Raw genomic sequence first — 22,846 nt, forward strand, 5'->3', positions numbered from 1 at the left:
ATATCGATGAGGTGCCCGCCCCCGCATCACGCAGCCGTCACTGCCGTGCACGGCCGCCCAGTTCTGGCAAGGCGCCGGCGGCGAGGAGCCGCCCGCGCCGGCGGGCCTTGCCGTTATCGGCCGTGGCTGGCTGCCGCGCCGCGCACTGGCCGGCAGCATCGCAGCCAAGGATCAATGGGATGCCGACGAAATCCCCACCCTGCCGGAAGACTTCGATTTCGCCTACTGGAACAGCACGCCGTCTGACCAGCAATGTCCGCACCTGGCCGGACTGGAACAATTTACGCTGACCAACCTGTGCCGCCACGACCATTCATCAGCCCGCATCGACCCGCGCGGCAACACGGTGCTGCGCTTCGCCTTGCCGCAACAAGTACTGTGCCTGCTGCTGGCGGACAAGAACGACCAGTTGCTCGTCTGGCGCGTGGCCATCGATACGGTGCTGATCGATACGGAGGCGGCCAGCGTGGAACTGGTGTGGCGCGCCATCGTGCCGGCCGACGCGGGCCAAGTCGCGTCGCGCCTGCTGCACGCGATGGAGCCGGCGCAGATCGCCCGCATAGCACTTCTGGAACAGGCCCAGGAAGCACTGGCGGCCGGGCAAGGTAAAGACAAATGACGAATGAAACCGTCACCAAAGCCTCGCGCTTCTATTGTGTCAGCCTCAGCCCCGACATTTGCAAGACGCCCGTCGGCTCCAGCACGCCCCCTATTCCCTACAGCATCATCGGTGAATTCTCGGAAGCACAGAACGCCTCGCCCAACGTCAAGTCGCACAGCGAGCCCGTCATCCTGCACCAGCGCAGCATCATTCCCACCGTCAAGGGCGACGCGGCCGGCAAGGCAGGCGGCGTCAAGAGCGGCACCGTCGGCAAGCAGGTCGACACCAAGGCCGCCAGCGCCATCCACCGCGCCAACGGCGCCAGCCTGGTACAGATGGGACGCGAAGTATGGATGAATTCGCGCAATACCGTGGGCAAGATTTATGAGCGGGGCGCGGAGGCGGCCAAGCCTGTGCTCAAGGAACTGAAGGTGGCGGTACGGGAAGCGGCACAAGACTACAAGGAGCATGGCTCCAAGAAAATGCATGGCGCCGCCGAAGACATGGTGGACGCGGGCGGGACCGTCCTGACAGGCAGCGCCGTGCTGGGCGTGGCTGGCGTTGGCGTGGCGGCAACGGGAGTGGGCGCCCCCGTTGCCGCCGCGATGGAAGCGGGGGCGGCAGCAGGCGCCGTTGCCGGCACGGCGACCGTTGCCGGTGGAACGGCAGTGGAAGCCTCTGCCACGGTACTCGACCAGGCGGCCGACTACATATTGACAGGCAAGACACCTGACTTGCTCAATACCGCCGCGGACATCGGCATGAATATCGCCGGCAACGTATTGCAGGCGGCAGTATTCAGCAAGTTTCCCGGCGGAAAAATACTGAGTAAGTTTCTCGGCAAAAAAACGGCGCCGACCATCAACAAGGTCAAGGACAAGCTGGTCGGCAAGAAACCGGACAAGCCGCCCCAAAAACTCGACAAACCTCCCCGAAAAACGGCGGCGACGACGGCAAGAGCCGTGGCAAGAAGGACCCGAAATCGGAGCCGCCGTCCGACTGCTGCCCCAAGGATAGCGGCCCCGCCAAAAAACCCGTCAAAGGCCGCAAGCCCGTGCATTTCGGCACGGGCCAGGAAGTCCTGTACCAGACGGATTTCGCGCTCGAGCGCAGCATTCCCATCGCCTGGACGCGCTGCTACCGCTCCGGCGCCGAATGCGAAGACTGGGGCTTGCTGGGCGCGCGCTGGTCCACGCCCTACACCACCAGCCTGTCGCTGTGCGATGTGGGCATCGTGTTTCACGACGACAGCGGCCGCGCCCTGCGCCTTCCTGGCTTGGCACCGGGCCAGCAGCACGACAGCCGCAAGGAAGGTTTTACGCTCACGCGCGACGGCGCCGACACCTTTACCGTGTTGTGGCGCGACGGCAGCAGCGACCGCTACGCGCGCGCAGAAGGCGGCTGGCTGCCGCACGGCTACGACGGCGTCAACGCCATGCTGGCCCCGTCGGCGCCGATCGCCGCGCAGCGTTTTGCGCTCGTGCGCAGCGAAGGGCGCGATGGACGCGGCATCAGCATCGACCGCTTCATGGAGGCCAGACCGGGCGAAGTACTGCTGCGCCTGCGCAGCGACGATGGCAGCGTGCTCGAAGCCATGCGCGGGGAGACAGAACAGTCCACCCGCATCTGCCGGGTTGACGAAGTGCTGGCGGACGGTAGCCGCCTGTGCCATGTCCGCTACGCCTATGCCAGCGAAACGGACGATGCCCAGCCGCCCTTCGCGCCCCGCCACAACCTGGTCAGCCAGTCGAATGCCTTGGGCGACACGCGCCGCTACAGCTATCGTCACCACCTGCTCACGTCGTGCAGCGGCTACACGGGTTTTACGTACGAACTGGAATGGATCAGCCTGGACGCGCTGCGCGCCCTCTGGAGCGGCTCGCCATTGCGCGAACAGGAACTGGCGCAGCGCCATCCCGTCAGCTTGGCCAACAGCTACCAGGCGCGCGCCATCGCCACGCGCGCCCTGGATGGCAGCGAGCACACGCGCATCGATTACGTGGACAACGACACCAGCCGCGTCACGGAAAACGGCGGCGTCCTCGAATATACGTTCGACGCCAACTGGCTGGTCACCGAAGTGCGCCGCGTGATCGACGGCAAGGCCGCCTCGCTGGGCCGGCGCGAATGGGACCGCGATGGCATGCTGCTGGCCGATATAGCCGCCAACGGCGCCGCCACGCGCTACGCCTACGATGCCGCCGGCAACCTGACCCGCAGCACCGATGCCAAGGGCAACAGCAGCAGCATCGGCTACGACGGCCAGAACCAGCCCGTCGCCTTCACGGATGCGCTGGGTAATACCACGCGCCGCGAATACGATGCGGCAGGCCGCCCCGTCAGCATCACCGATGCGCTGGGCCACGTCACGCGCTACCGCTACGACCAGCGCGGCCAGCTGGTGGAACTGATCGACGCCAGGGGTGGCAGCAAGCATTTTCAGTACAACCGCCAAGGCTGGCTGACCGCCTATACGGATTGCTCCGGCCACACCAGCGAATACCGCTACGACATGCTGGGACGGCTGGAGGCGGCCCGCGATGCGCTGGGCCATGCCACCCGCTACGAGTATGACGCGCTGGGCCGCCTGATCCGCCTCACGGCGCCCGATCAGACCCGGGAGCAGTATTCCTACGATGCGGACGGCAATCTGGTCTTGCACGAGGATGGCGCCGGCCAGCAGACGCGCTATCGCTACAACGGCCAGTGCTTGCCCGTGGAGCGCACGGACGCCATCGGCCAGACGGTGCAGTATCGCTACGACGCCGCGCTGCAGCTGACGGAATTGATCAACGCCAAGGGCGAAAGCTACCAGCTCGCGTATCACGCGGAAGGCTGGCTGTCGTCGGAAACGGGCTTCGACGGCAAGCGCACGCAATACAGCTATGACCCGGCCGGCAACCTGACCGCCACCGAGTGCGGCAGCCAGCGCACGGAACTGCTGCGCGACGCACTCGGTTTGTTATCCGTCAAGACCACGTCGGATGGCGTCGTGCGCTACGCCTACGATGCGCTGGGGCGGCTGACGGCCGTGTCCGCGCCGCAAGCGGAACAGCGCTTTGTCCACGATGCGCTGGGCCAGCTGATAGAAGAGCGCAGCGCCTGCTTTTTGCAAACGCTGCCCGAAGCGGCCAGGCTGCCGAACGCCCCGCGCGCACCGGACGCCAGCTTTGTCATGACGCACTCTTATGACGAACTGGGCAACCGTATCCAGACAGTCTTGCCGAACGGCCGCCGCCTCGATACCCTGCGCTACGGTTCCGGCCACTGGCATGGCGTGCTATGGCAAGGCAAAGCCGTGGTCGATGTCGAGCGCGACAAGCTGCACCGCGAAAGACAGCGGCAACTGGGCAGCAGCGGCTTGCTCGTCACGCGCCAGTACGACCCGCAATCGCGGCTCACCCAGCTGACCCTGGCACGCGGCGCCGACGCATCCGTCCCCGTACGCGAACACCGCTTCGAATACGATGCGCAAGGCAACCTGACCACCATCTTTCAAACGGGCGCCACCACTGCCGGCCCGCTTGGCAAACTCAGCTATACCTACGATCCCGTCGGCCAGCTGCTGGCCGCCGTGCAGCCGGGCCTGGCGGAACGCTTCGCCTTCGACCCCGCAGGCAATCTGCTCGACAAGGCTCCCGCGCCCGGCAACGTCCTGAACAACTACGGCGATACCGAATACGATTACGACGAGCAAGGCAACGCCACCGGCAAGCGCTTCCATCCTTCAGGCAGGGAGTCGACCTGGAGCGACCTGGAGCTGCACTACGACGCCGAAAACCGCCTCAGCCACGCCAGCAGGACGGAGCGCCAGTCGCGCCACCGCGCCCGCTACTTTTATGACGCATTCAGCCGTCGCATCGCCAAGCGGGTAGAAGAAGCACGCTGGAGCAAGCAGCAAGACATCAGCAAAGACCAGCCCGCCCGCACGAGCGCTGCCACCACCTTCTTCGTCTGGGACGGCGACACGCTGGCGCAGGAACTTGGGCAGGAAGAGACAGTCACATACCTGTACGAGCCGGACAGCTTCGTGCCGCTGGCCAGGATCGCTTCGCCAGCCTGCCGCCAGGCAAGCGCCGTACATCTGCCACGCGTGGCGCAGTGGGATTTACCAGCCACCCGGCAGGACGCCGAACTGCAGGCGGCGATTGCTCAAGAACAAGCGGACACCGAAGCGCTGCATGTCTCCGCATGGCAGCATGCCCTGGCGGCGGCCGACGGCGCGGCAGCACACGACCGCATCACCCACTACCACTGCGACCACCTGGGCACGCCGCGCGAGCTGACGGATGCGCAAGGGAACGTGGTCTGGAGCGGGCGCTACAAGGCATGGGGGCGCTTGCTGCACGTCGAGGGAGAAATCAAGCAGCCGCTGCGGTTTCAGGGGCAGTATGAGGATGGGGAAACGGGGCTGTTTTATAACCGTTACCGCTACTATGATCCGGATGTAGCTAGGTATATGACGCAAGATCCAATAGGGTTATTGGGAGGAATTAATAGCTACCAATATGCGCCGAACCCGATACTCTGGATAGATCCTCAAGGATTAAGCAAAAAATGTCAAAAAAATTCCTCTTGCGATCCATGCGCAGGGAAAAATCCTTCAGCCACAGCCAGGAAGTGGCAAGGCACCCATCCTTACATAGGTGTAGATAGCTATAAAAATATGGCAATACAGAAAGGAACAACAATATATGCGCTCTATCATCCAGCACAAGGCAATAATATTCCGAGCTACTTTGTCGACGGAAAAACACTGGCTGCAGCAGGATGGAACCATAAAAAGCTTCATGATTTAGTTCAAGTTCAGAGTACACTTACTGATCCAAATGGACGCCCACCCAGAACATTAGTTCGACAGTACACTGTTATCAACACTATCTGCGTGGCAAGTGGAAGAGCACTTCGTAATGGACAATTCGGATCTGGCGGCGGTCGCCAAATGTTTATATCTGAGGCAGATAAAATAAATCTCATGCAAGGTTCAAATATTGGGCTCAAATAATGATAGATATCAGGACAAACTTTCTTAATGGATCCATAAAAATCAACGGACACGTCATCCCTCAAAAAGAAACATCTTTTTTAAAAATAGAAGAAAATATTCCTCTTAACTTCACGAAACAAAAAACAAAAAAAGCACAATATATAGAATTGAAACAATGGAGCATTACAAAAAATGCTTCATAGAATCCATGTCCATCGAATACAACTGCGGCACAATAAAAAAAATAACTATAAATTTCATCGAGAAAAATAAAAATCTACCATATTCAATAGAATCTACCATGACTGCAGCAGTCATAGAAAAAATAACAAAAATCAAACCACTTGAATTAGGAATATCAGAGGTTGAGTTCACATTTCAATGGGGAAGCATTAATTTGTTTTATGACATAAAGACATCCTCTTCGGCGGCAGTCTTGCGCTACAAAAATCCATGACTCCTTGAAAAATAAAAAGTTTATATGAAAAACACAGAAAATCTCGAAGAAAAAATTTCTGGCGATAAATTTGAAATATTAATTGTGGCTTTTGATGAATTAAAAAAATATCAAAAAAATATTTGCGATTTTGAAATATACATTCAAGACAATATCGAAAACATTGAAGTGACCTTTTCTCCAAATTTCGCGCCAGGAGAAAAAATTATAGGTGGAAAAACATCTTTAGGAAGATCCATCACCTATACCATTTCAAAAAAACGAAAGAAATTATCAAGTCAAATTATCATAGATGACATCAGAAAAATTCTTAACTGTTTGACTTGATTTTCAACCTGAACGATACTTCGCATTGACTGCCTTAGGATAGGCCATTCAGCGACACAATCAGCACATCATATCCAAATAAAACATCCACGCATGCCCTCCCCCACCGCCCCCTACATCGGCCGCTTCGCCCCCTCCCCCTCCGGTCCCCTGCACATGGGCTCGCTCGTTGCCGCCATGGCCAGTTATCTCGATGCCAAGGTGCATCAGGGCACGTGGCTGTTGCGCATCGAGGATCTGGACTATGACCGCAATGTCGAGGGTGCCGATCTGGGTATCCTGGCCAGCCTGCAGCGCTGCGGCATGTACTGGGATGGCGAGGCGACGTGGCAGAGCCGCAGGCTGCCGCTGTACGAGGCGGCGCTGAAACAGTTGCAGGACGATGGGCTCGTGTATGCGTGCGGCTGTTCGCGCAAGGAGATCCAGGATTCGGTGCTGCAGGCGGGTGCGCCCAAGGGGGCGCCGCCGTGTATCCGGGCACCTGCCGCCATGGTTTGGCACCGGGCAAGGCGGCGCGGGCCTGGCGGCTGCGCGTGCCGCAGGGGCCGCAAGCCGTGTACGGCTTTGCCGACCGCTGGGCTGGTCCGCAGCGGCAAGACCTGGCCAGCGAAGTGGGCGACTTCATCGTGCTGCGCGGCGACGGCTTTTGGGCGTATCAACTGGCCGTGGTGGTCGACGATGGCGCGCAGGGCATCACTCAGGTGGTGCGCGGCGCGGATCTGATCGATTCCACGCCGCGCCAGCTGTATCTGCAGGATGTGCTGGGCTTGCCCCATCCCGGCTTTTTGCACGTGCCCGTCGTCACCAATGACAGCGGCGAGAAACTGTCGAAACAGACGGGCGCCCTCGCCTTCGATACGGGCACCGATGCGGCAGAACTGCTGGCGTCGGCACTGCTTCCGGCGGCCAGTTTCCTCGGTCTCGACGTGCGCGCCGACAACGTGGAAGATTTCTGGCGGCAAGCCATTCCCGCCTGGGCGCAGCGGCTGGCGCGCCTTCCCGGGCACGCATAAAAAACCCGCCGCGGCGCGAGCCGGGCGGGTAGCAATGCAGGCGCCAGTACATGGCCGGCGCCTGGAACCGAACACTTAAGAAAACCGTAGCGAGCGGCGGTGAGTTGCGGCCGAGAAGCGCAGCTGTGCTTTAGCACAGTGAGCATCGCAGGCCGCAAATCACGACGCGCAGCAGGTTTGCTTATGTGTTCTTAGAAGTTGCCTTTGAACTGCACCCCAAATTGACGTGGCTCATTGATGAAGCCCGTGCGGTTGTTGAAGTCGATGGCGCCCGTGATACGCTGGGTGTCGGTGATGTTGCGGCCGAACGCGGCCACTTCATACTTGCCGGCATCCCAGGTGTAACCCACGCGCAAGCCGCCCTCGACCATCGGCTTGCCGGTGAACTCGGTTGCCTCATACAGGAAGAAATTGATCTTGCTGCGGTAAGCCCAGTCCGTGAAGACGAAGAATTCGCCGTTTTCCATCGGGATCGAATAGCGGCCCGTGGCGGTGATCGTCCACTTCGGCGCTTGCGGCAATGGATTGCCGTCGATGATGGCGCGGTTGCCGGTGGTCAGCGGGTCCGTCACGGTGCAACGCGTCTGCGCGCAGGTGGCGATCGACAGGCTCGGGTCCTTGATTTCCGTGAAGTTGTAGCTGCCGCCCAGGGACATCTTCAGGCTCGGCGTGACAAAGCCTTCCAGTTCCAGCTCGGCGCCGCGGCCGTTCGTCTTGGCGGCATTGATCAGGCGCGTGATGTTCGACGTGCCGCCCACCACCGTCAGCTGCTGATTTTTCACTTGGTAGTCATACACGCTGAACGCGACGCGGGCGCGACGGTTGAACAGGTCGGCCTTGATGCCCGCTTCGTACGAAGTGATGGTTTCCGCATCGGCCACGGTGACGGGCACGCTGGTGCTGGCCGGGGCGATACTTGGCGCGCGGAAACCGGTGGCGATACGCGCGTAGAAGTTCACGTCCTTGTTGTATTTATAGGTGCCGCTCAAGTCCCAGTTGACCTTGGCTTTGCTGACATCGGCGCTGCTCGGGTTGACCTGCACGATGTTGGTCGCTTCCACCGTGTCGAAATCCTTCTTGTCCTTGGTGTAGCGCAAACCGGCGCGCAACATGAAGTCATCGTTGACGGCGTAGTTGACGGAACCGAAGGTGGCCCAGGCCGAGTTCTTCTGGCGGCTGGCCAGGTGCGTGGTCAGCACGTGCGTGCTGGTATCGAAGTTGTCAGTGAAACCGTTGGCGTTTTCATTGAAGTAGTACACGCCTGCCTGCCAGTTCAGGGGACCGGCATTTTTCGATTCGGCGCGGAATTCCTGCGAGTATTGCTTCACGCTGGTGATGCCGCCGGCCGTTTCAACCTGGAAAGGAATGAAGCCGGGGCCCGTCGGCGTGCCGCCGTCGATGTCGCCATGCGACACGTAATTGCCGACCTGCTCAAAGCCGGTGATCGAATACAGTTTAATACCGTCCAGGTCCCAGCTCAGGCGGGCGCTGGCGCCGTTGGTGCGCAGGCGCTGGAAATTCGGCGCATTCGTAAACGACTTGTTCGGGTCGAAACCGTCGACGATATCGTTCGTGCCCTGCTTGATCATGTTGGCGTAGAAGACGCGCGCGCTGCCCGTGGTGTTGCGCTGGTGCACATTGAACAGGGCGTTGAACGTGGTGTTCGGTGCGTACAGCAATTGCACGCGTTCCGCATGTTCGTTGTAGCCGTCCAGCGCATCTTTCTGGCCCGTAAACGTGTTATCGACGTAATCGTCGCGGTGCTGGCGCAGGGTCGAGAAGCGCAGCGCCCATTCTTTGCTCAGCGGCACGTTGACGGCGCCGTCGAAGTTGGTCGTGTTGTGCGTGGCGGCGGAAACGTTGTAATAGCCTTCAACCTTGTCCAGCTTCGGCTTGACGGATTCGAACTTGACCACGCCGGCCGGCGTATTGCGGCCGAACAAGGTACCTTGCGGGCCGCGCAGCACTTCCACGCCAGCCACGTCGAAAATCGGATAACCCTTGAGGATAGGATTTTCTTGCACGACATCGTCGTAAATCAGGGAAACAGGTTGCGATGCAAAGATGTTGAAGTCGGTATTGCCGTAGCCGCGGATGTAGAAGCGGGGGAAGGTGCGGCCATTCGACGATTCCACGTTCAGGCTCGGCACTTTGCCGGCCAGCACACGGATATCCTGGCCGCTGGATACGAGCACGTCGAGCTTCTCGTCGCGCAGCAGCGACACGGAGACGGGCACGTCGCGGATATTTTCCTTGCGACGCTGTGCCGTCACGGTCACGGTTTCCAGCTGGCTGGCAGCAGGGGTCGTATCAGCAGCGACTTCATCAGCATAAGCCGAGCCGATAGGCAAGGCAGCGGACAGTGCCAGCATAGCAGCGCTTTTGGCGAACAAACGCTTGTGCATCTTGGACATCTTGATCATGTGGTTTCCCAGAAGTTTAAAAAAGAATTGCGAAATCTGTCTTTCTTGCAACCTGTCTCCGGGTTATTTACGGCGCTGGACGATCGTTTGCACCATCACGGTGCAGCAGCGCGAGCGGATGTTCCCCCGCTCTCGGCGTCACTGGCTCTGTCCTGTCTGTCACTCAAGTTGACAGCGGTTCCGGCCGCATCTCTGGGATGTCTGATGAACACCAACTTTTGAGTAAGGCGCCAATTTAATTCAAGCGGCTTATGCGCTGCAAGAATATTGTTATGTAAAATATTTATTCACCAACATAAAAGCCTGACTAGTGGTTATTCAGCCACAATACGCTCAGGAGCTTGCTGTTTTATCCATTTTCCGGCCCTGGCGCCGCCATTGCGCCGCGGCGGCAAAATGCTGCCTGCAAGACAGGCTCCGGCCGGTATTTGACTGTAATATCGCCATACTTGACCTTGCCGTGCTGCCCCATCCCAGTGCAGCGGCGGCGCGCCGCACCATTGCCGACCTTATCCATGCCAGAACCGAGCCAGCACAGCCACGACATCATTTCCTCCCCCGCCGCCGCCCAGGCCGCGCATATGCTGCTGGGCGCCCATTGCGACATCGTCTGGAGCACGAAAACCTTCGGCCAGTTCGATGCCGACCAGCCCTCCTGGCGCGCCTTCACGGGCCAGACGGAAGCCGAACTGCGGGGCCGCGGCTGGCTCAATGCCCTGCACCCGGACGACCGTAACTTGCCTTACGTCATGCCGTCACATCTGACGACCGTGTTCGAAGCGGAATACCGGCTGCGCCACGTCAGCGGCAGCTACCGCAATATGCTCGTGCGCATGCTGCCCGTGCTGGCGCCCGACGGCAGCATCGTTGAATGGCTGGGCTCGCATTGCGACGTGACGCAGCAACGGCAGACGGAACAGCGGCTGCGCCTGGCCATGCAAGGCGGCCGCATGGGCACGTGGGAGATCGACCTGGGCAGCGGCAGCATGGCTTGCTCCGACGCCTTCAAGGCCAACCTGGGCTTGCCGCCTGCCAGCCACATCGATTACGCGCAGCTGACGGGCGCCATGCTCGACGGCGACCTGCAGCAGTGGCAAACGGTGGTGCACGCGGCCATCGCCAGCGCCAGCGATTTCGAGATCGATATCCGCGTGCGCTGGCCCGACAGTTCGCTGCACTGGGCGCACATGCGCGGCACCTGCGCCAGCGACGGCGCCGGCAATGTGATCGCCCTGTCCGGCATTTCGCTCGACCTGACGGCCAGCAAGCAAAACGAGGAAACCCTGCGCCTGACCCTGGCGGCCGGCGAAGTGGCCACCTGGAACTGGGACATCGTTGCCGACCGCGTCACGGCCGACAGCAATATGGCGCGCTTGTTCCCCGTCAATGCCGACGCGCCCACGGCGCCGCCGCTGGCGCGCTACCTGGACATCATCCATCCCGATGACCGCGAGCAAGTCAGCGCGCAGATTGCCCAGGCCATGCACGCGCACGCGCCGTTCGAGGCCAGCTACCGCGTCGCTGCCGGCGATGGCCAGTACCGCTCGGTCATCGCGCGGGGCCGCGCGGAATACGCGCCCGATGGCACGCCTTTGCAATTTCCTGGCGTGCTGCTCGACATCACGCGCCAGAAACAGGTGGAAGATGCGCTGCGGCGCAGCGAGGAACGCTACCGCACCCTGATCGAGCTGATGGACCAGGCCTTCTGCGTCATTGAAATGCTGTACGACGAGCAAGGCCGTCCCGTGGACTTCCGCTACCTGGAAGGCAACGCCGCCTTCGTCAAGCAATCGGGCCTCGACAATGCCATCGGCAAGACCATCCGCAGTTTTGTTCCCGACCACGACCAGCACTGGTTCGACCTGTACGACCAGGTCGTCAAGACGGGCGAGCCCGTGCGCTACGAAAACGAAGCCGTGGCCATGGAGCGCTGGTTCGAAGTTTTTGCGGCGCGCCTGGGCGGCCCCGGCAGCCGCCTGCTGACGGTGCTATTCAGCGACATCAGCGAACGCAAGCGCTCGGAACAGCAGCTGCGCCAGCTGGCCGACAACCTGTCCGAGATGGACCGGCGCAAGACGGAATTCCTCGCCACCCTGGCGCACGAACTGCGCAACCCGCTGGCACCGATCCGCAACGGCTTGCAAATCATGCGCCTGGCCGCCGACAAGCCCGCCACCGTGGCCCGCGTACGCGATGTGATGGAGCGGCAAGTCAATCAGATGGTGCACCTGGTCAACGACTTGCTGGACGTGGCCCGCATCACGCGGGGCCAGATCGAACTCAAGCTCGAACGCGCGGACTTGAAAACCATCATCGCCAGCGCCGTGGAAACGAGCACGCCGCTGATCGAAGCGAGCCGCCACCAGTTGCAAGTGGTGCTCGACGAGCAGGCGCTGCCGCTCGAGGCCGACCCCACGCGGCTGGCGCAAGTGCTGGGCAATTTGCTCAACAACGCCGCCAAGTACACGCCCGCCGGCGGCCACATCGCCTTGCGCGCGGTACGCGATGGGGACGCGGTCTTGATCGAAGTCAGGGACAGCGGCGTGGGCATCCCCGCCGAATCGATCGCCACCGTCTTCGACATGTTTACCCAGGTGGGACAAAACATGGGCCGCGCCCAGGGCGGCCTGGGCATCGGCCTGTCGCTGGTGCGGCGCCTGGCCGAGCTGCATGGCGGCAGCGCCACGGCGGCCAGTCCCGGTGCCGGCCTGGGCAGCACATTTACCGTGCGCCTGCCGCTGCTGAACGAGAAAGCCACAGCCCCCGCCACACCGGATGCGCCCGCGCCCGCGGCCAGCGCCCGCCATTTCCGCGTGCTGGTGGTCGACGACAACGTCGATGCGGCCGATACCCTGGCGGCCGTGCTCGACATGATGGGCCATGCCACGCAAGTGGCCCACGATGGCGCCCAGGCGCTGGCCGTGGCGCCGCAATTCTTGCCTGACATCATCTTCCTCGACATCGGCTTGCCCGGCATGAACGGCTACGAAGTGGCGCGCGCGCTGCGCCGGATACCGGCCGGCGCCAGCGTCGTGCTCGTCGCATTGACGGGCTGGGGCGCCGAAAACGACCGCAGCCAGTCGAGCGCGGCCGGCTTCGACCACCATCTGACCAAACCGGCCAACCTGCTCGCCATCGGCGAACTGCTGGCCGCCCTTTCCACTCCCAAAATACCTACAGACCATGACTGACTCCCCGAACCACGTCCGCCGCCACCTCCTGCTGGCCAGCGGCGTCGCCCTGCTGTGCCCAACGCCGCTGCTGTTTGCCGCGCCCGCCACCGGCATCGCCGCCGCCCACACGCAGCTGGCCGCGCTGGAACAGGCCGCCGGCGGACGCCTCGGCGTTGCCGCCTGGCGCCAGGGCAGCGAGCAGCGCCTTGCCTACCGCGCCGACGAACGCTTCCCCCTGGCCAGCACCTTCAAGGCCATGCTGGCGGGCGCCGTGCTGGCCCGCAGCGTCAGCCAGCCGGGCTTGCTGGACCAGCACGTGCGTTACGAGAAAAAGGAACTGGTCACCTATTCGCCCATCACGGAAAAGCATCTGGCCGACGGCATGCGCGTGGCCGAGCTGTGCGCCGCCACCTTGCAGTACAGCGACAATAGCGCGGCCAATTTCCTGATGACATTATTGGGCGGGCCGCAAGCCGTGACGGCGTTTGCGCGCAGCATCGGCAACACGGTATTCCAGCTGGAACGCTGGGAAACGGAACTCAACAGCGCCATTCCCGGCGAAGTGCGCGACACGGCCAGCCCCGCGTCGATGGCGCACAGCTTGCAGCAATTATTATTGGGAAATAGTTTGCCGGCGCTGCAGCGCCAGCAACTGGACGTCTGGATGCGCGGCAACACGACGGGCGACAAGCGCATCCGCGCCGGCGTGCCTGCCGGCTGGCAGGTGGCGGATAAAACGGGCTCGGGCGCCTACGGCAGCGTCAACGACATCGGTGTGGCCTACCCGCCCAGCGGCGCGCCGCTGCTCATCGCCGTGTACTACACGCGCGAACAGAAAAACGCGGACACGAATCAGGACATCATCACGGCCGCCACGCGTATCGCGACGGCCGCGTTGGCGTAATTACTTCGGCAGTGCGGCCATAAAACCCGCGTACGTGGACCAGGCGGGGTCGGCCGCGCTGCGGATTTCAATCGGGAACTTTGGACGCGGCGCCAGCGCCGTGTTCAGGCGGTTGAAGAATTCTTCGCCCGACTGCGTGTAATAAATCCATTCGCGCAAGTTTTCGCCCGTCGACACGAGCGCCAGGGTGGCGAAGCCGTCTTCTTCCACCACGGGCGCCAGCGCCGCTTCCAGCTCTTCCATGTGCTCGCGCTCATTCGGCGCGGGCATGCCCGTCTCGTCTTCGTAACGCCAGGCGATGATGATGCGGTCCGGCTGCGACGACAGGTCCCAGTCGTCATGGAAGGCGTCGACATAGCGGTAGATGATGGCCATCTCGTCGCTATGCGTGACGATGGTGCCCCAGCTGCGGGCGGAAGTGGAATTTTCGTTCATGGTTGCAACAGTCAAAAAATAAATCGAGGGAGCGCAGCTTACAGCACTGGCGGGCAAGTCACATTCCAGGCGTCATACTGGGCGCCGCTCTTGCGCAGCCAGACGCGGGCGTAGCTGTCGCGGTCGCTCTTGAACACCAGCGCGTAGCGCTCTTCGGCACGCGGTGCGGCGGCGCCCACGTCGACCGCCGCCAGCGTAAACTTCAGCGCGCGCAATGGGGCGCAGGCTGTGTTACCCGCCATCAATAATCGCGCCCGCTCCAGCAGCGGCTTCTGGTACAGCAACACGCCTTCCAGTTCCACATCGGGAATCCGTTGCAGCATGCGCACGGGTTCGGCCACCGCGCGGCAAGTGCCACGGTCGAGCCAGGCGTAGTACTCCATGCCCGCCTCCTGCCAACGCGCCTGCTTGCCTTCGCCGTGCAGCACGAACTTGGTGCGCTGCGTCCGGCACAGCACGCCATGGCCGCGATACGGCGGCGCTTCCACGCTGCCCACCACTTCGCTGCCGCGGCTACCGACCACGGGCACGCTCTCGAACACGGTGCGCGTGGCCGGTTCGCCCGGATATTGCTGCGCATAAAAATCCAGCAAGGACGCGCGCTGCTGCGCATCCACCGCCACCGCCTCGGCGGCACTGGCAGAGAGGCACGCAGCCGATACGGTAAAGAGCGCTGCAGAGCGCATGAAATATCCTGGCATGGCATTCCTTCAATCGACGTTCAGGGGCGGGTATCGCCCAAGCGCCGATTATATAGTTACCAGGAAATGCCAGGCGGACGGCCGTCAGGACGTGCGCAAGGTGGCAAAGGCGAAACAGACTTGATATTTAGTAAGAATCTGTCTTGCTGCTCAATACATCCATCAACAATTGCCGCTTCGCCAGCAAGGCTGGATCAAACGCCGTCCACTGTTCCAGCCGCAACGCATACGCGGGCGCCATCATCCAGCCGAACACTTCCGCCTTGTCTTCCTCGGGGCCGTAGGCGGCGTACAGGCTCACCAGCCCGGGCTGCGGGTGGCCCAGGTTCTGGAAACCCTTGCCGTAGGCCGTGGCGCCGCCCTGGCCATAGGCCATGCCGGGCGGGTTCAAGGCCAGCCAGGCGGGATCGCGGTAATAGAAATCGTTGAACAGGCGGTATTCGATGAAGTGGTAATACTCGTGGTGCACGCGCAATTCCATGCCGGATGGACACAGGGCGGCCAGCAGGTTGTCGGCGTAGACGACGCTGTCGATGTCCGGTGCCGGCATGGCCAGGCGGCGCTGGCCGTCCACGCTCAAGTCCTTCACCAGCACGACGTGGCGCAAGCCCGTGCGCGCGAAGACCCCGGCCGGGTAGCGCTCCATGGCCGGCAGGACGATGCTGAGCAGCAATTGCAGCCCGGCACGGTCCTGCTCCGACTCCGTAAAGGCGTGCGCCTCGCTGCCGGGCATGGACAAGATCCAGGCGGGCGCCAGTTGCAGGGCCGCCAGGCGTGCCGTGGCAATGGCCTGCAGTTGCGCCACGCTGGCGTCCTGTGGCGCGACGGGCGCATAACGCACGTTCCAGTCGCACTCGCTGCGCATGCTGTCTTGCTGGGCGGCACGCTCGAACGCTTGCAGGTCGGCCGCCGATGGCGCGGACGGGCCTGCGCTGGCGCAAGCGGACAGCAGTACGGCGGCAAGACAGGACAGCAAACGGCAAGCAGGCATGGGATCTTTCACAGGCATAAAAATGGGGCGCAATCGCTGCGCCCCATTGTACAAGCTGCTAGTTCCTTACAGCATCAGCGCTGGTAATTCTTGAAGAAATTCCAGCTGATCACGGTGGCATCCGGGCCCAGCTCGTCGCTGAATGGCCAGCCGGGAGGACCGCCGCTCCACGCGTGGTTCATGCCCTCGACCGTGTACTTTTGCGCGATGACGGCGCCGTTGTGCAGGTAGGTGTCGATGGAATAGCTGCGGCCGTACGGCACGGTCTGGCGCACGATGCTGTCGGCACGATAGCGCACGCTGTCATTGTCGAGACCATCGTCGCCGTAATCGCTGGTCTGCAGGAATTGCTCGATGGTCTGTTCGCCGTTGACGGGATTGACGACGATGTCGGAAGTGCCGTGGAACACCATCGTCGGCATCAGCCGGCGCGGCGAACCGGAGCAGCGCCAGGCATCCTTGCCGCGCACTTTCGGGTCGAACGAGCTGCCGTTGAACAGCGAGTCGGCGGCCGTGACGAGGCCTGTGGCGCCCTTGTACATGCCGCCCGAATGCACCATCACGGCGGCGAACACGTCCGAATAACAGGCGGCCATGATGGACGCCATGGCGCCGCCGGCCGAGATGCCCGTCACGTACACGCGGCTGTCCTGCACCGCATATTTGCTCTTGACCTTGTTCAAGATGCCCATCAGCACGGCCGGTTCGCCCGTGCCCCGCTCCTGGTTCAGGGGCAACATGAAATTCCAGCAGCGCATGGGATTGGCCGTGACGTTCTGGCGCGGGTAGACGACGATGAAGTTTTCACTGTCGGCCAGCTGGTTGTAGCGGCTGACGGCAGCCATGCTGTTCGGTTCCGAACCGCAGCCGTGCAGCATCAGCACCACGGGCAGCGGCGTATTCGGATTGTAATTGCTCGGTAGCCAGACCTGGTATTCGCGCGAACCCCACAGGCTCGCGTACAGGCCGAAGTCCCACTGCCCGGCGGAAGCCGGCAGCGCGGCCAGCAAGCCGCAGGCGGCGATCAGTGCAGAGAATATGTGACGCAGTTGCTGATGCAGATTTGCCATGCCAGTCTCCTGATTATTATTCACGACGAAAACAGCGACAACGACCCGGCTTGACGCCCGTCAAGCCGGCACTTCCGACCGGCGAGGCCGGACCCAACGGGTCCAGCCCCGGCAGTGAAGAACGTTAAAATTTGTAGCCAGCCTTGGCGATGATCTGGCGCGGCGGACCATAGAAACCGTCGAGGATGAACACGGCCGGAATGTTGTAGCCATCCGTGCGGTAGCGCTTGTTGCCCAGGTTGCTGCCGTGCAGACTGAAGGTCCAGTTCTTCGGCGCTTCCCACACGACGCCGGCCGTCCAGATACTGTAGCCGCCCTGCGCCAGGGTTTCGCTCAAGTCCGTCGTCGGATACACCTTGCTGCGGTAGCCATAGCCGAGCATGCTGCGCAAGGCGCCGCCGAACACGTCGCGGTCCGTGCGCGTCACGTTCAGGCCCACTTGCCGGGCTGGCGTATTGCTGAACTTTTGCGTATCCGCAATGTTCTTGCCTCCGCTCATGAACTCGTCATAGTTGGCATCGAGCAAGGCGAGGAAGCCGTTGACTTCCCACTGGCGGTTCGGCCGCCACGAAAACTCGAACTCCGCGCCTTTCACGGTCCCCTTGCCCGCATTCGTGAAGTCGCCATAGAAGCCCGGCACGCCGCCCGGCTGCACATAGCTGGTGAAGACGGACAATTGAATATCCTTGTAGCGGTTGTAGAACAGGGCCACATTGGCGTCGAAGGTGTCGTCCGGCGCCGCATACTTCATGCCCACTTCCAGCGCGTCGAGTTTTTCATCCTTGTAGGGCCGCGCAGAATCGGGCACCACCAGGTTGTTGGCGCGCACGTTGTAGCCGCCGGACTTGAAGCCGCGCGACAGGTTGCTGTAGAAATTCGTCGTCTTCGACGCTTCATAGCGCACGGAGATTTTCGGCGAGGTATTGCTCACCGACAAGGACTTGTCGAAGTCGGCCGCCGTCTGGATGGGCCGCGTAAAGCCCACGTCGGCAAAAGCGCGGTTCAGCACGATGGCGCGCTTTTCCTCGCGCGTGTGGCGCAAGCCCGCATTGATGCTCCACACCTTGCCCAGCGGCCAGGTCCAGTCCGTGTACAGCGCCGTGCTGTCCGTCTCCACCGTGCTGACGGCGGTCGTAAACTGGCGCCCCAGGAAGTTGTTGTAGATGCCGCCGCCGGCCGTGCCTTCGAAGCGGTACAGGCCGATCACGCCGGCGCCATAGTCGCCGCTGTACGAGGCCTGCAATTCCAGGCTTTTCTGTTCGTCGCGCGAATCGCCGAAGACGTCGGCAATCGGTTGCGGCAAGCCGTCGAAGTCGATGGTTTGCTCGGACGTGCTGCGCCGCTTGGCGCCGATCACTTTCACGGACCAGTCGTTCGACAAGGTGTAGTTGGCCACCAGCGAGCCGCCCCGGTTGTGCGTGAAGTTGTTGCCCGGCATACCGCTCTGGATGTCATACGCATCCGTGCTGGCGGGCCGCTTGAGCGGATCGAAAGCGCTCACGCCCATGCGCTGGAAGCCGCGCACGCCCGATTTGTCGTCCGTCGCGTCCAGGCTCAGCACGACGGTGAGGGGGATGTCCTGCGGAAAGTAGCCGACGGACAGGCGCGCGGCCGTGCTGTCCTGGTCGCTGACCTGTTCGCCGTTAAACGTGTTGCGGCCGAATCCGTCGCGGTCCAGTTTGGCAGCGGCCAGGCGCGCGCGCCAGGTGCCACTCTCGTTGGCCACATTGAAGGCGGCCTTGAAGTTGCGCTGATTGTAATTACCGAGGCCCACTTCCGCCGAGGCACCATTTTCCTTTGCCAGGGGGCGCGAAATGTACTTGATGGCGCCGCCGATGGTGTTCTTGCCGTACAAGGTGCCTTGCGGGCCGCGCAGCACTTCGATGCGCTGCACGTCGAACACGTCGAGCAGCGCGCCTTGCGGACGCGCCATGTAGACGTCGTCAAAATAAATACCCACGCCCGGGTCCACGCCCCAGACGGGGTCGGCCTGGCCCACGCCGCGGATGAAGGCCGTCAAGGTGGTATTCGTGCCGCGCGAAGCGTACACGGTCAGGTTCGGCACGCGCTCCTGCAAGTCGGCCAGGTTCTGGATATTCGCCCGTTCCAGGGCCTTGGCGGAAAACGCCGTGACGGCCAGCGGCACGTCCTGCAGCCGTTCTTCGCGGCGGCGGGCAGAGACCGTCACGGTTTCCATGCGTTCTTTTGCGTCGCTGGCTTCGCTGGCTTCCTGGGCGCTGACAGCAGTGGCCGGACTGGCCTCCTGCGCCTGGGCCTGGGTGGCAAACGCGCTGGCAACGGCGAGGGCGGCGGGCATTAATTTCAAAGCAAGTTTCATAGCGTCTCCAATGTCAGGCTTGCTTACCACCAGGGAAGACGGCCGGTTTGCAGAATCGCAAGACGTCACGGTACCCGCGCGCGTGAAGCGAGCACCTGCCCTGCGATGACTGTTTCCCGGCCCCTGCCCGTGCGGCGAGTGGCCTGTTTATTTTGAATGTGTGGCGAGGAAGGACTGCAACAAGGTATTCACACGCTGCGCCTGGTCCAGGGGCGTGGCATGGCGCGAGTTCGCGATGATCTCGATCTCGCACTGCTGAAACTGTGCGGCAAAGGCCCGCTTGCTGGCGACGGGCGTGTAATCCTGGTCGGCCGCCATGATGAAGACGGGCATGACCAGGGCCTGGAAATGGATGTCGATATCCCAGTGGAAAATGGCGTCCAGCGCGGCCAGGTAGGCGCGCTTGTCCATGCCCGCCATCTGCGTGGCGAAGCGCTCGACGAGCGCTTGCTGTGCAGGATCGGGAAACAGTTTCTTGCCGATGATCTTGCCCATGGCTTTCAGGCCGAAGGTGGCGATCACCGTGCGCCGCAGCCAGTAGGCAAACAGCAGCGACGCCGGCTTGCTGCCCTGAAACGGTTGCGAATTGATCAGGCACAAACTGGCCACCCGGCCAGGGGCGCGGTTGGCCATTTCCAGGCCCACCATGCCACCCAGGGAAAAGCCGACGATGTGCGCGCGCGGCACGTCGAGCTGGTCCATCAGGTTGAAGAGGTCGTTGGCGAAGTCGCCGATCTGCCAGTCGCCGTTTGGCGCGGGACTGGCGCCATGGCCGCGCAGGTCGGGCACGATCAACCGATAGCTGGTGGCTAGGGCATCGATTTGCGGGCGCCAGTCTTCGGCGCAGGAGCCGAGGCCGTGCAGCAGGAAAATAGGCTCTGACTGCGCAGGATCTCCCTGCTCCCTGCCCAGGTCGAGGTAATGCAATGGAACATCGGATGTCGTGTGACGCCGCATTCTGTCTCCTTGCTGTTGAACATGCTTTGTGTTCAGGTGCAGGAATATGTTTTCCTGCTGTTGGAAAACATAATACGGAATCCGAATTCCGATTTCAAGTTAAATCGCTAAATATCTCAGGTCAGGTAATTTAAAGCAACACGCACCAGTTCATCTTCCAGCGCCGCGCCCGACAAAAAGGACAGCGAACCCGTCAAGGTATGCTGGTTCAGGATGCCCAGCAGCACGGGCGGCACCACCATCATCGCCTGCGTGGGGTTCGGGTGGCGGATGCTGGACGACTTGCTGGCCAGCACGGCGACCGTGCGCTGTGAAATCAGATGATTGATCTGGTGCACCCTGTCGCGGAATTGCGCATCCTGCGACGCGCGCGTGATCAAGGCGCGCAGGACGCCGCTGCGCCCGCCATTCACGGCCACGAACATGGCCACCATGGCGCGGATGAACTCTTCCAGGCTGCGTCCTTCCCACTGGCGCAGTTCCGTCAGGGTTTCGACCTTTTCCACCATGTCGGAAAAAGCGCTGCAGCAGCAAGCGGCTCAGGGTGTCCTTGTCGCCCAATAAACGGTAAAACGTGCCCACCGAGGTTTCCGCCAGTTTGGCCAGGTCGGCCACGCCGATTTCATCGAAACGATTTTCCGCCAGTAACTGTTCGCCCACCTGCAACAGGCGCTCGAACGCCTGCTTGCTGCGCGCCTGGGTGGGCTCGGGTGGAACGATCATCTGCGGGAAGGGCATCGGGAAGGAAGGCATGCGGCGTCGGCGTCTCTCGATAGTGGAACCGTGGTTCCGTTATGGGAGCACGTATTGTAACGCGGGAGACGGCCGATGGGGAGCGCCGCGTGGCGCTCTGGCGCGCGCTACCTGCCCTGCCACTCCATGTAGACGTCGGCGCGCTGGTAATGGACGTCGCCGGCGGGCCGCGCCACGTGGCTAAAACCGCTGCTTTCGTACAGGCGGATGGCGGGCGCCAGCTTACTGTTCGACTCCAGGAACAGCAGTTGCGCGCCGCTGGCCTCGAAGGCGTCGAAGGCCCGCTCGATCAGCCGGCGCGCGATGCCCAGGCCCTGGCATTCGGGCGTGACGGCCATCTTCGACAGCTCGATGCTGCCCTCGCCGGCGCGGATCAGGGCGCAGGTGCCGACAATGCGGCCATCGAGGCGCGCCAGGAAAATCTGCCCGCCAGCGTCGAGGATCGAGCGTTGCGGATCGGACAGCACCTTGTCGTCCAGCGCCTCGACATAAAAGTAGCGCTCCAGCCAGGCGATATTCAGGCGCTTGAAATCGGCCGCGTAAGGTGCGGCGTAATCGATGATCTCCACGGCGGCCCGCTCGCGCTGGCGCCGGCAGGCGGCGATCGTCTCGCCGAAACCCTGCGCCTGCAAGCGCGCCTCGGCCCGGTCCAGGCTGGCCATCAGCTGCGGCGTGCCGTGCTCGAACACCATATCGACGGCGGCGCGCACGTCATCCCACAGGGGCGCCATGCTGCGCAGCAAGGCTTGCCCGGCGTCGGACAGCGCCAGCAGGCGGCGGCGCTCATCCTTGGCGTCCGGCAGTTCCGCCACCACGCCGGCATCGAGCAGCTTGCGCCCCAGCTGCACCACCACCGGATGCGTCTGCCCGATCTGCGCGGCCAGGGCCGTGATGGCCGTGGGGCCGTTGTCGCGCAGCAGCAATAACAAGGGAAAACAACGCGACGTCAGCTCGACGCCGGCCGCCAGATAGCTGGTATCGACGCCAGCATACAGTTGATCGGAAAGACGGCGCAGCCGGCTGGCCAGCATCAGCGAGCCGTAGGTTTGCAGGTTGGAAGACATGTGATCAGAATATATGTAAGTAGTTACGTATACCCTAACGTAAACGGGCTTTCGGCGTCAAGCGTCGGCGTTGTTGATCGCTTGTTCATCGCTTATTCATCATCGTCATCGGCCAGCGCCGCCTGCAGCCTGGCCTGGAACACGGTATCGACGACCTCCCCCAGCCCCGGCCACACCTGCGTCAGCCAGCGCCTGCCCTCCTCGCTCATCTCCACATACGGCGCATCGCGCGTGGCGCAGGCCCGGCCGATCGCGATGACTTGCCCCGCATCGTCCAGGCCGCCGGCGATCATGGCGGCTATGGGCAAGGCGATCAGCTCGGCGGTCAGATGCGGACGCAGCAGGCAGGCGGGCGCGATGATGGCGAACGACGCTTCCACGTAGCTCCAGCAGTTGCTGGGCCAGTGGGCAGCCTTGACGGCATCGAGGAAGGCCGCGTCGCTGATCGTTTCAGGATGGGCTTGCACCTGCGCATAAAAAGCGGCCAGGGCGACGAGTTGGGGCGGGGAAGTCCAGGTGGGCATCAATCTTGATCCAGGGAGTGCAGCGCCAGGCTGGCGGCAAAGGCGGACTGTAGCATGTTCAATCAGCACGCTGAAAGACCAATGAACGGGGCATAATCATGGCCGACGCCACTCTCGCCAGCCACAGC

The 22,846-nt window shown here is 62.2% G+C and carries 17 protein-coding genes and 2 pseudogenes; 8 read left to right on the forward strand and 11 right to left on the reverse strand.

The features are described from left to right. Positions 1 to 40 precede the first annotated feature (40 nt). Both ACRHIG_RS28260 and ACRHIG_RS28265 read left to right on the forward strand, forming a co-directional pair. Positions 41 to 619, forward strand: coding sequence for a DUF2169 domain-containing protein (locus tag ACRHIG_RS28260; protein WP_489630887.1), 579 nt, complete (start codon positions 41 to 43; stop codon positions 617 to 619). Next, positions 616 to 918, forward strand: a pseudogene (locus ACRHIG_RS28265) (PAAR-like domain-containing protein); the annotation flags it as partial. The gene ACRHIG_RS28260 and the pseudogene ACRHIG_RS28265, both read left to right, overlap by 4 nt. Before the next feature lie 389 nt (positions 919 to 1,307). Here the strand turns inward: ACRHIG_RS28265 and ACRHIG_RS28270 are convergent. Beyond that, positions 1,308 to 1,661 carry a hypothetical protein gene (locus tag ACRHIG_RS28270; protein ID WP_489628653.1) on the reverse strand — a complete coding sequence of 118 codons (354 nt, stop codon included), beginning with the start codon at positions 1,659 to 1,661 and terminating at the stop codon, positions 1,308 to 1,310. Here ACRHIG_RS28270 and ACRHIG_RS28275 point away from each other — a divergent pair. From ACRHIG_RS28275 to gluQRS, 4 genes and pseudogenes are all read left to right on the forward strand, one after another. After that, positions 1,656 to 5,606 (forward strand): RHS repeat-associated core domain-containing protein, encoded by a 3,951-nt coding sequence (locus tag ACRHIG_RS28275; protein WP_489628654.1) that lies wholly within the window; start codon positions 1,656 to 1,658, stop codon positions 5,604 to 5,606. The genes ACRHIG_RS28270 and ACRHIG_RS28275 overlap by 6 nt on opposite strands. Positions 5,607 to 5,796: 190 nt before the next feature. Then, the gene (locus tag ACRHIG_RS28280) at positions 5,797 to 6,045 is read left to right on the forward strand and encodes a hypothetical protein (protein WP_489628655.1); all 249 of its coding nucleotides are present in this window, start codon (positions 5,797 to 5,799) and stop codon (positions 6,043 to 6,045) included. Positions 6,046 to 6,069: 24 nt separating this feature from the next. Continuing rightward, a complete protein-coding gene (locus tag ACRHIG_RS28285) occupies positions 6,070 to 6,372 on the forward strand; it encodes a hypothetical protein (RefSeq protein ID WP_489628656.1) in 303 nt (100 codons plus the stop codon). Between the two features lie 93 nt (positions 6,373 to 6,465). Then, positions 6,466 to 7,385: pseudogene (gene gluQRS, locus ACRHIG_RS28290) on the forward strand (tRNA glutamyl-Q(34) synthetase GluQRS). Between the two features lie 191 nt (positions 7,386 to 7,576). On the opposite strand, the gene ACRHIG_RS28295 reads toward gluQRS, so the two are convergent. Next, entirely contained in the window at positions 7,577 to 9,808 is a 2,232-nt protein-coding gene (locus ACRHIG_RS28295; protein ID WP_489628657.1) for a TonB-dependent receptor, read from the reverse strand. Positions 9,809 to 10,323: 515 nt separating this feature from the next. Here ACRHIG_RS28295 and ACRHIG_RS28300 point away from each other — a divergent pair. Together ACRHIG_RS28300 and bla are read left to right on the forward strand one after the other, a co-directional pair. Further along, entirely contained in the window at positions 10,324 to 12,999 is a 2,676-nt protein-coding gene (locus ACRHIG_RS28300) for a hybrid sensor histidine kinase/response regulator (protein ID WP_489628658.1), read from the forward strand. Further along, the gene (bla, locus tag ACRHIG_RS28305; protein ID WP_475417407.1) at positions 12,992 to 13,885 is read left to right on the forward strand and encodes a class A beta-lactamase; all 894 of its coding nucleotides are present in this window, start codon (positions 12,992 to 12,994) and stop codon (positions 13,883 to 13,885) included. The genes ACRHIG_RS28300 and bla overlap by 8 nt, the downstream gene beginning before the upstream one ends. Here the strand turns inward: bla and ACRHIG_RS28310 are convergent, their stop codons facing one another. The 9 genes from ACRHIG_RS28310 to ACRHIG_RS28350 all read right to left on the reverse strand — a co-directional run bounded on the left by ACRHIG_RS28310 (position 13,886) and on the right by ACRHIG_RS28350 (position 22,718). After that, the gene (locus tag ACRHIG_RS28310; protein ID WP_051992096.1) at positions 13,886 to 14,320 is read right to left on the reverse strand and encodes a DUF695 domain-containing protein; all 435 of its coding nucleotides are present in this window, start codon (positions 14,318 to 14,320) and stop codon (positions 13,886 to 13,888) included. Positions 14,321 to 14,358: 38 nt separating this feature from the next. After that, positions 14,359 to 15,006, reverse strand: coding sequence for a hypothetical protein (locus tag ACRHIG_RS28315; RefSeq protein ID WP_489628659.1), 648 nt, complete (start codon positions 15,004 to 15,006; stop codon positions 14,359 to 14,361). A 142-nt stretch (positions 15,007 to 15,148) separates the two neighbouring features. Further along, entirely contained in the window at positions 15,149 to 16,012 is an 864-nt protein-coding gene (locus ACRHIG_RS28320) for a hypothetical protein (RefSeq protein ID WP_489628660.1), read from the reverse strand. A gap of 74 nt (positions 16,013 to 16,086) precedes the next feature. Further along, on the reverse strand, positions 16,087 to 17,082 hold the full coding sequence (locus tag ACRHIG_RS28325; protein ID WP_489628661.1) for an extracellular catalytic domain type 1 short-chain-length polyhydroxyalkanoate depolymerase: 996 nt from the start codon (positions 17,080 to 17,082) through the stop codon (positions 16,087 to 16,089). A 124-nt stretch (positions 17,083 to 17,206) separates the two neighbouring features. After that, positions 17,207 to 19,420 carry a TonB-dependent receptor gene (locus ACRHIG_RS28330; protein WP_489628662.1) on the reverse strand — a complete coding sequence of 738 codons (2,214 nt, stop codon included), beginning with the start codon at positions 19,418 to 19,420 and terminating at the stop codon, positions 17,207 to 17,209. Positions 19,421 to 19,567: 147 nt separating this feature from the next. Further along, positions 19,568 to 20,377: an alpha/beta fold hydrolase gene (locus ACRHIG_RS28335; protein ID WP_489628663.1), complete on the reverse strand. Its 810-nt coding sequence runs from the start codon at positions 20,375 to 20,377 to the stop codon at positions 19,568 to 19,570. 116 nt (positions 20,378 to 20,493) lie between these two features. Continuing rightward, a complete protein-coding gene (locus tag ACRHIG_RS28340; RefSeq protein WP_489628664.1) occupies positions 20,494 to 20,883 on the reverse strand; it encodes a hypothetical protein in 390 nt (129 codons plus the stop codon). 354 nt (positions 20,884 to 21,237) lie between these two features. Next, positions 21,238 to 22,194 carry a bifunctional helix-turn-helix transcriptional regulator/GNAT family N-acetyltransferase gene (locus ACRHIG_RS28345; protein WP_475417413.1) on the reverse strand — a complete coding sequence of 319 codons (957 nt, stop codon included), beginning with the start codon at positions 22,192 to 22,194 and terminating at the stop codon, positions 21,238 to 21,240. 92 nt (positions 22,195 to 22,286) lie between these two features. Further along, the gene (locus ACRHIG_RS28350; protein ID WP_489628665.1) at positions 22,287 to 22,718 is read right to left on the reverse strand and encodes a hypothetical protein; all 432 of its coding nucleotides are present in this window, start codon (positions 22,716 to 22,718) and stop codon (positions 22,287 to 22,289) included. Positions 22,719 to 22,846: the final 128 nt, after the last annotated feature.

Source organism: Janthinobacterium sp. C22, assembly GCF_057919405.1.

Bases quoted from the DNA above. Each gene is read 5' to 3' on its own strand.
- ACRHIG_RS28270 (WP_489628653.1), bottom strand. From the start codon at position 1,661: ATGCACGGGCTTGCGGCCTTTGACGGGTTTTTTGGCGGGGCCGCTATC.
- ACRHIG_RS28280 (WP_489628655.1), top strand. From the start codon at position 5,797: ATGTCCATCGAATACAACTGCGGCACAATAAAAAAAATAACTATAAAT.
- ACRHIG_RS28285 (WP_489628656.1), top strand. From the start codon at position 6,070: ATGAAAAACACAGAAAATCTCGAAGAAAAAATTTCTGGCGATAAATTT.
- ACRHIG_RS28295 (WP_489628657.1), bottom strand. From the start codon at position 9,808: ATGATCAAGATGTCCAAGATGCACAAGCGTTTGTTCGCCAAAAGCGCT.
- ACRHIG_RS28300 (WP_489628658.1), top strand. From the start codon at position 10,324: ATGCCAGAACCGAGCCAGCACAGCCACGACATCATTTCCTCCCCCGCC.
- bla (WP_475417407.1), top strand. From the start codon at position 12,992: ATGACTGACTCCCCGAACCACGTCCGCCGCCACCTCCTGCTGGCCAGC.
- ACRHIG_RS28310 (WP_051992096.1), bottom strand. From the start codon at position 14,320: ATGAACGAAAATTCCACTTCCGCCCGCAGCTGGGGCACCATCGTCACG.
- ACRHIG_RS28315 (WP_489628659.1), bottom strand. From the start codon at position 15,006: ATGCGCTCTGCAGCGCTCTTTACCGTATCGGCTGCGTGCCTCTCTGCC.
- ACRHIG_RS28320 (WP_489628660.1), bottom strand. From the start codon at position 16,012: ATGCCTGCTTGCCGTTTGCTGTCCTGTCTTGCCGCCGTACTGCTGTCC.
- ACRHIG_RS28325 (WP_489628661.1), bottom strand. From the start codon at position 17,082: ATGGCAAATCTGCATCAGCAACTGCGTCACATATTCTCTGCACTGATC.
- ACRHIG_RS28330 (WP_489628662.1), bottom strand. From the start codon at position 19,420: ATGAAACTTGCTTTGAAATTAATGCCCGCCGCCCTCGCCGTTGCCAGC.
- ACRHIG_RS28335 (WP_489628663.1), bottom strand. From the start codon at position 20,377: ATGCGGCGTCACACGACATCCGATGTTCCATTGCATTACCTCGACCTG.
- ACRHIG_RS28345 (WP_475417413.1), bottom strand. From the start codon at position 22,194: ATGTCTTCCAACCTGCAAACCTACGGCTCGCTGATGCTGGCCAGCCGG.
- ACRHIG_RS28350 (WP_489628665.1), bottom strand. From the start codon at position 22,718: ATGCCCACCTGGACTTCCCCGCCCCAACTCGTCGCCCTGGCCGCTTTT.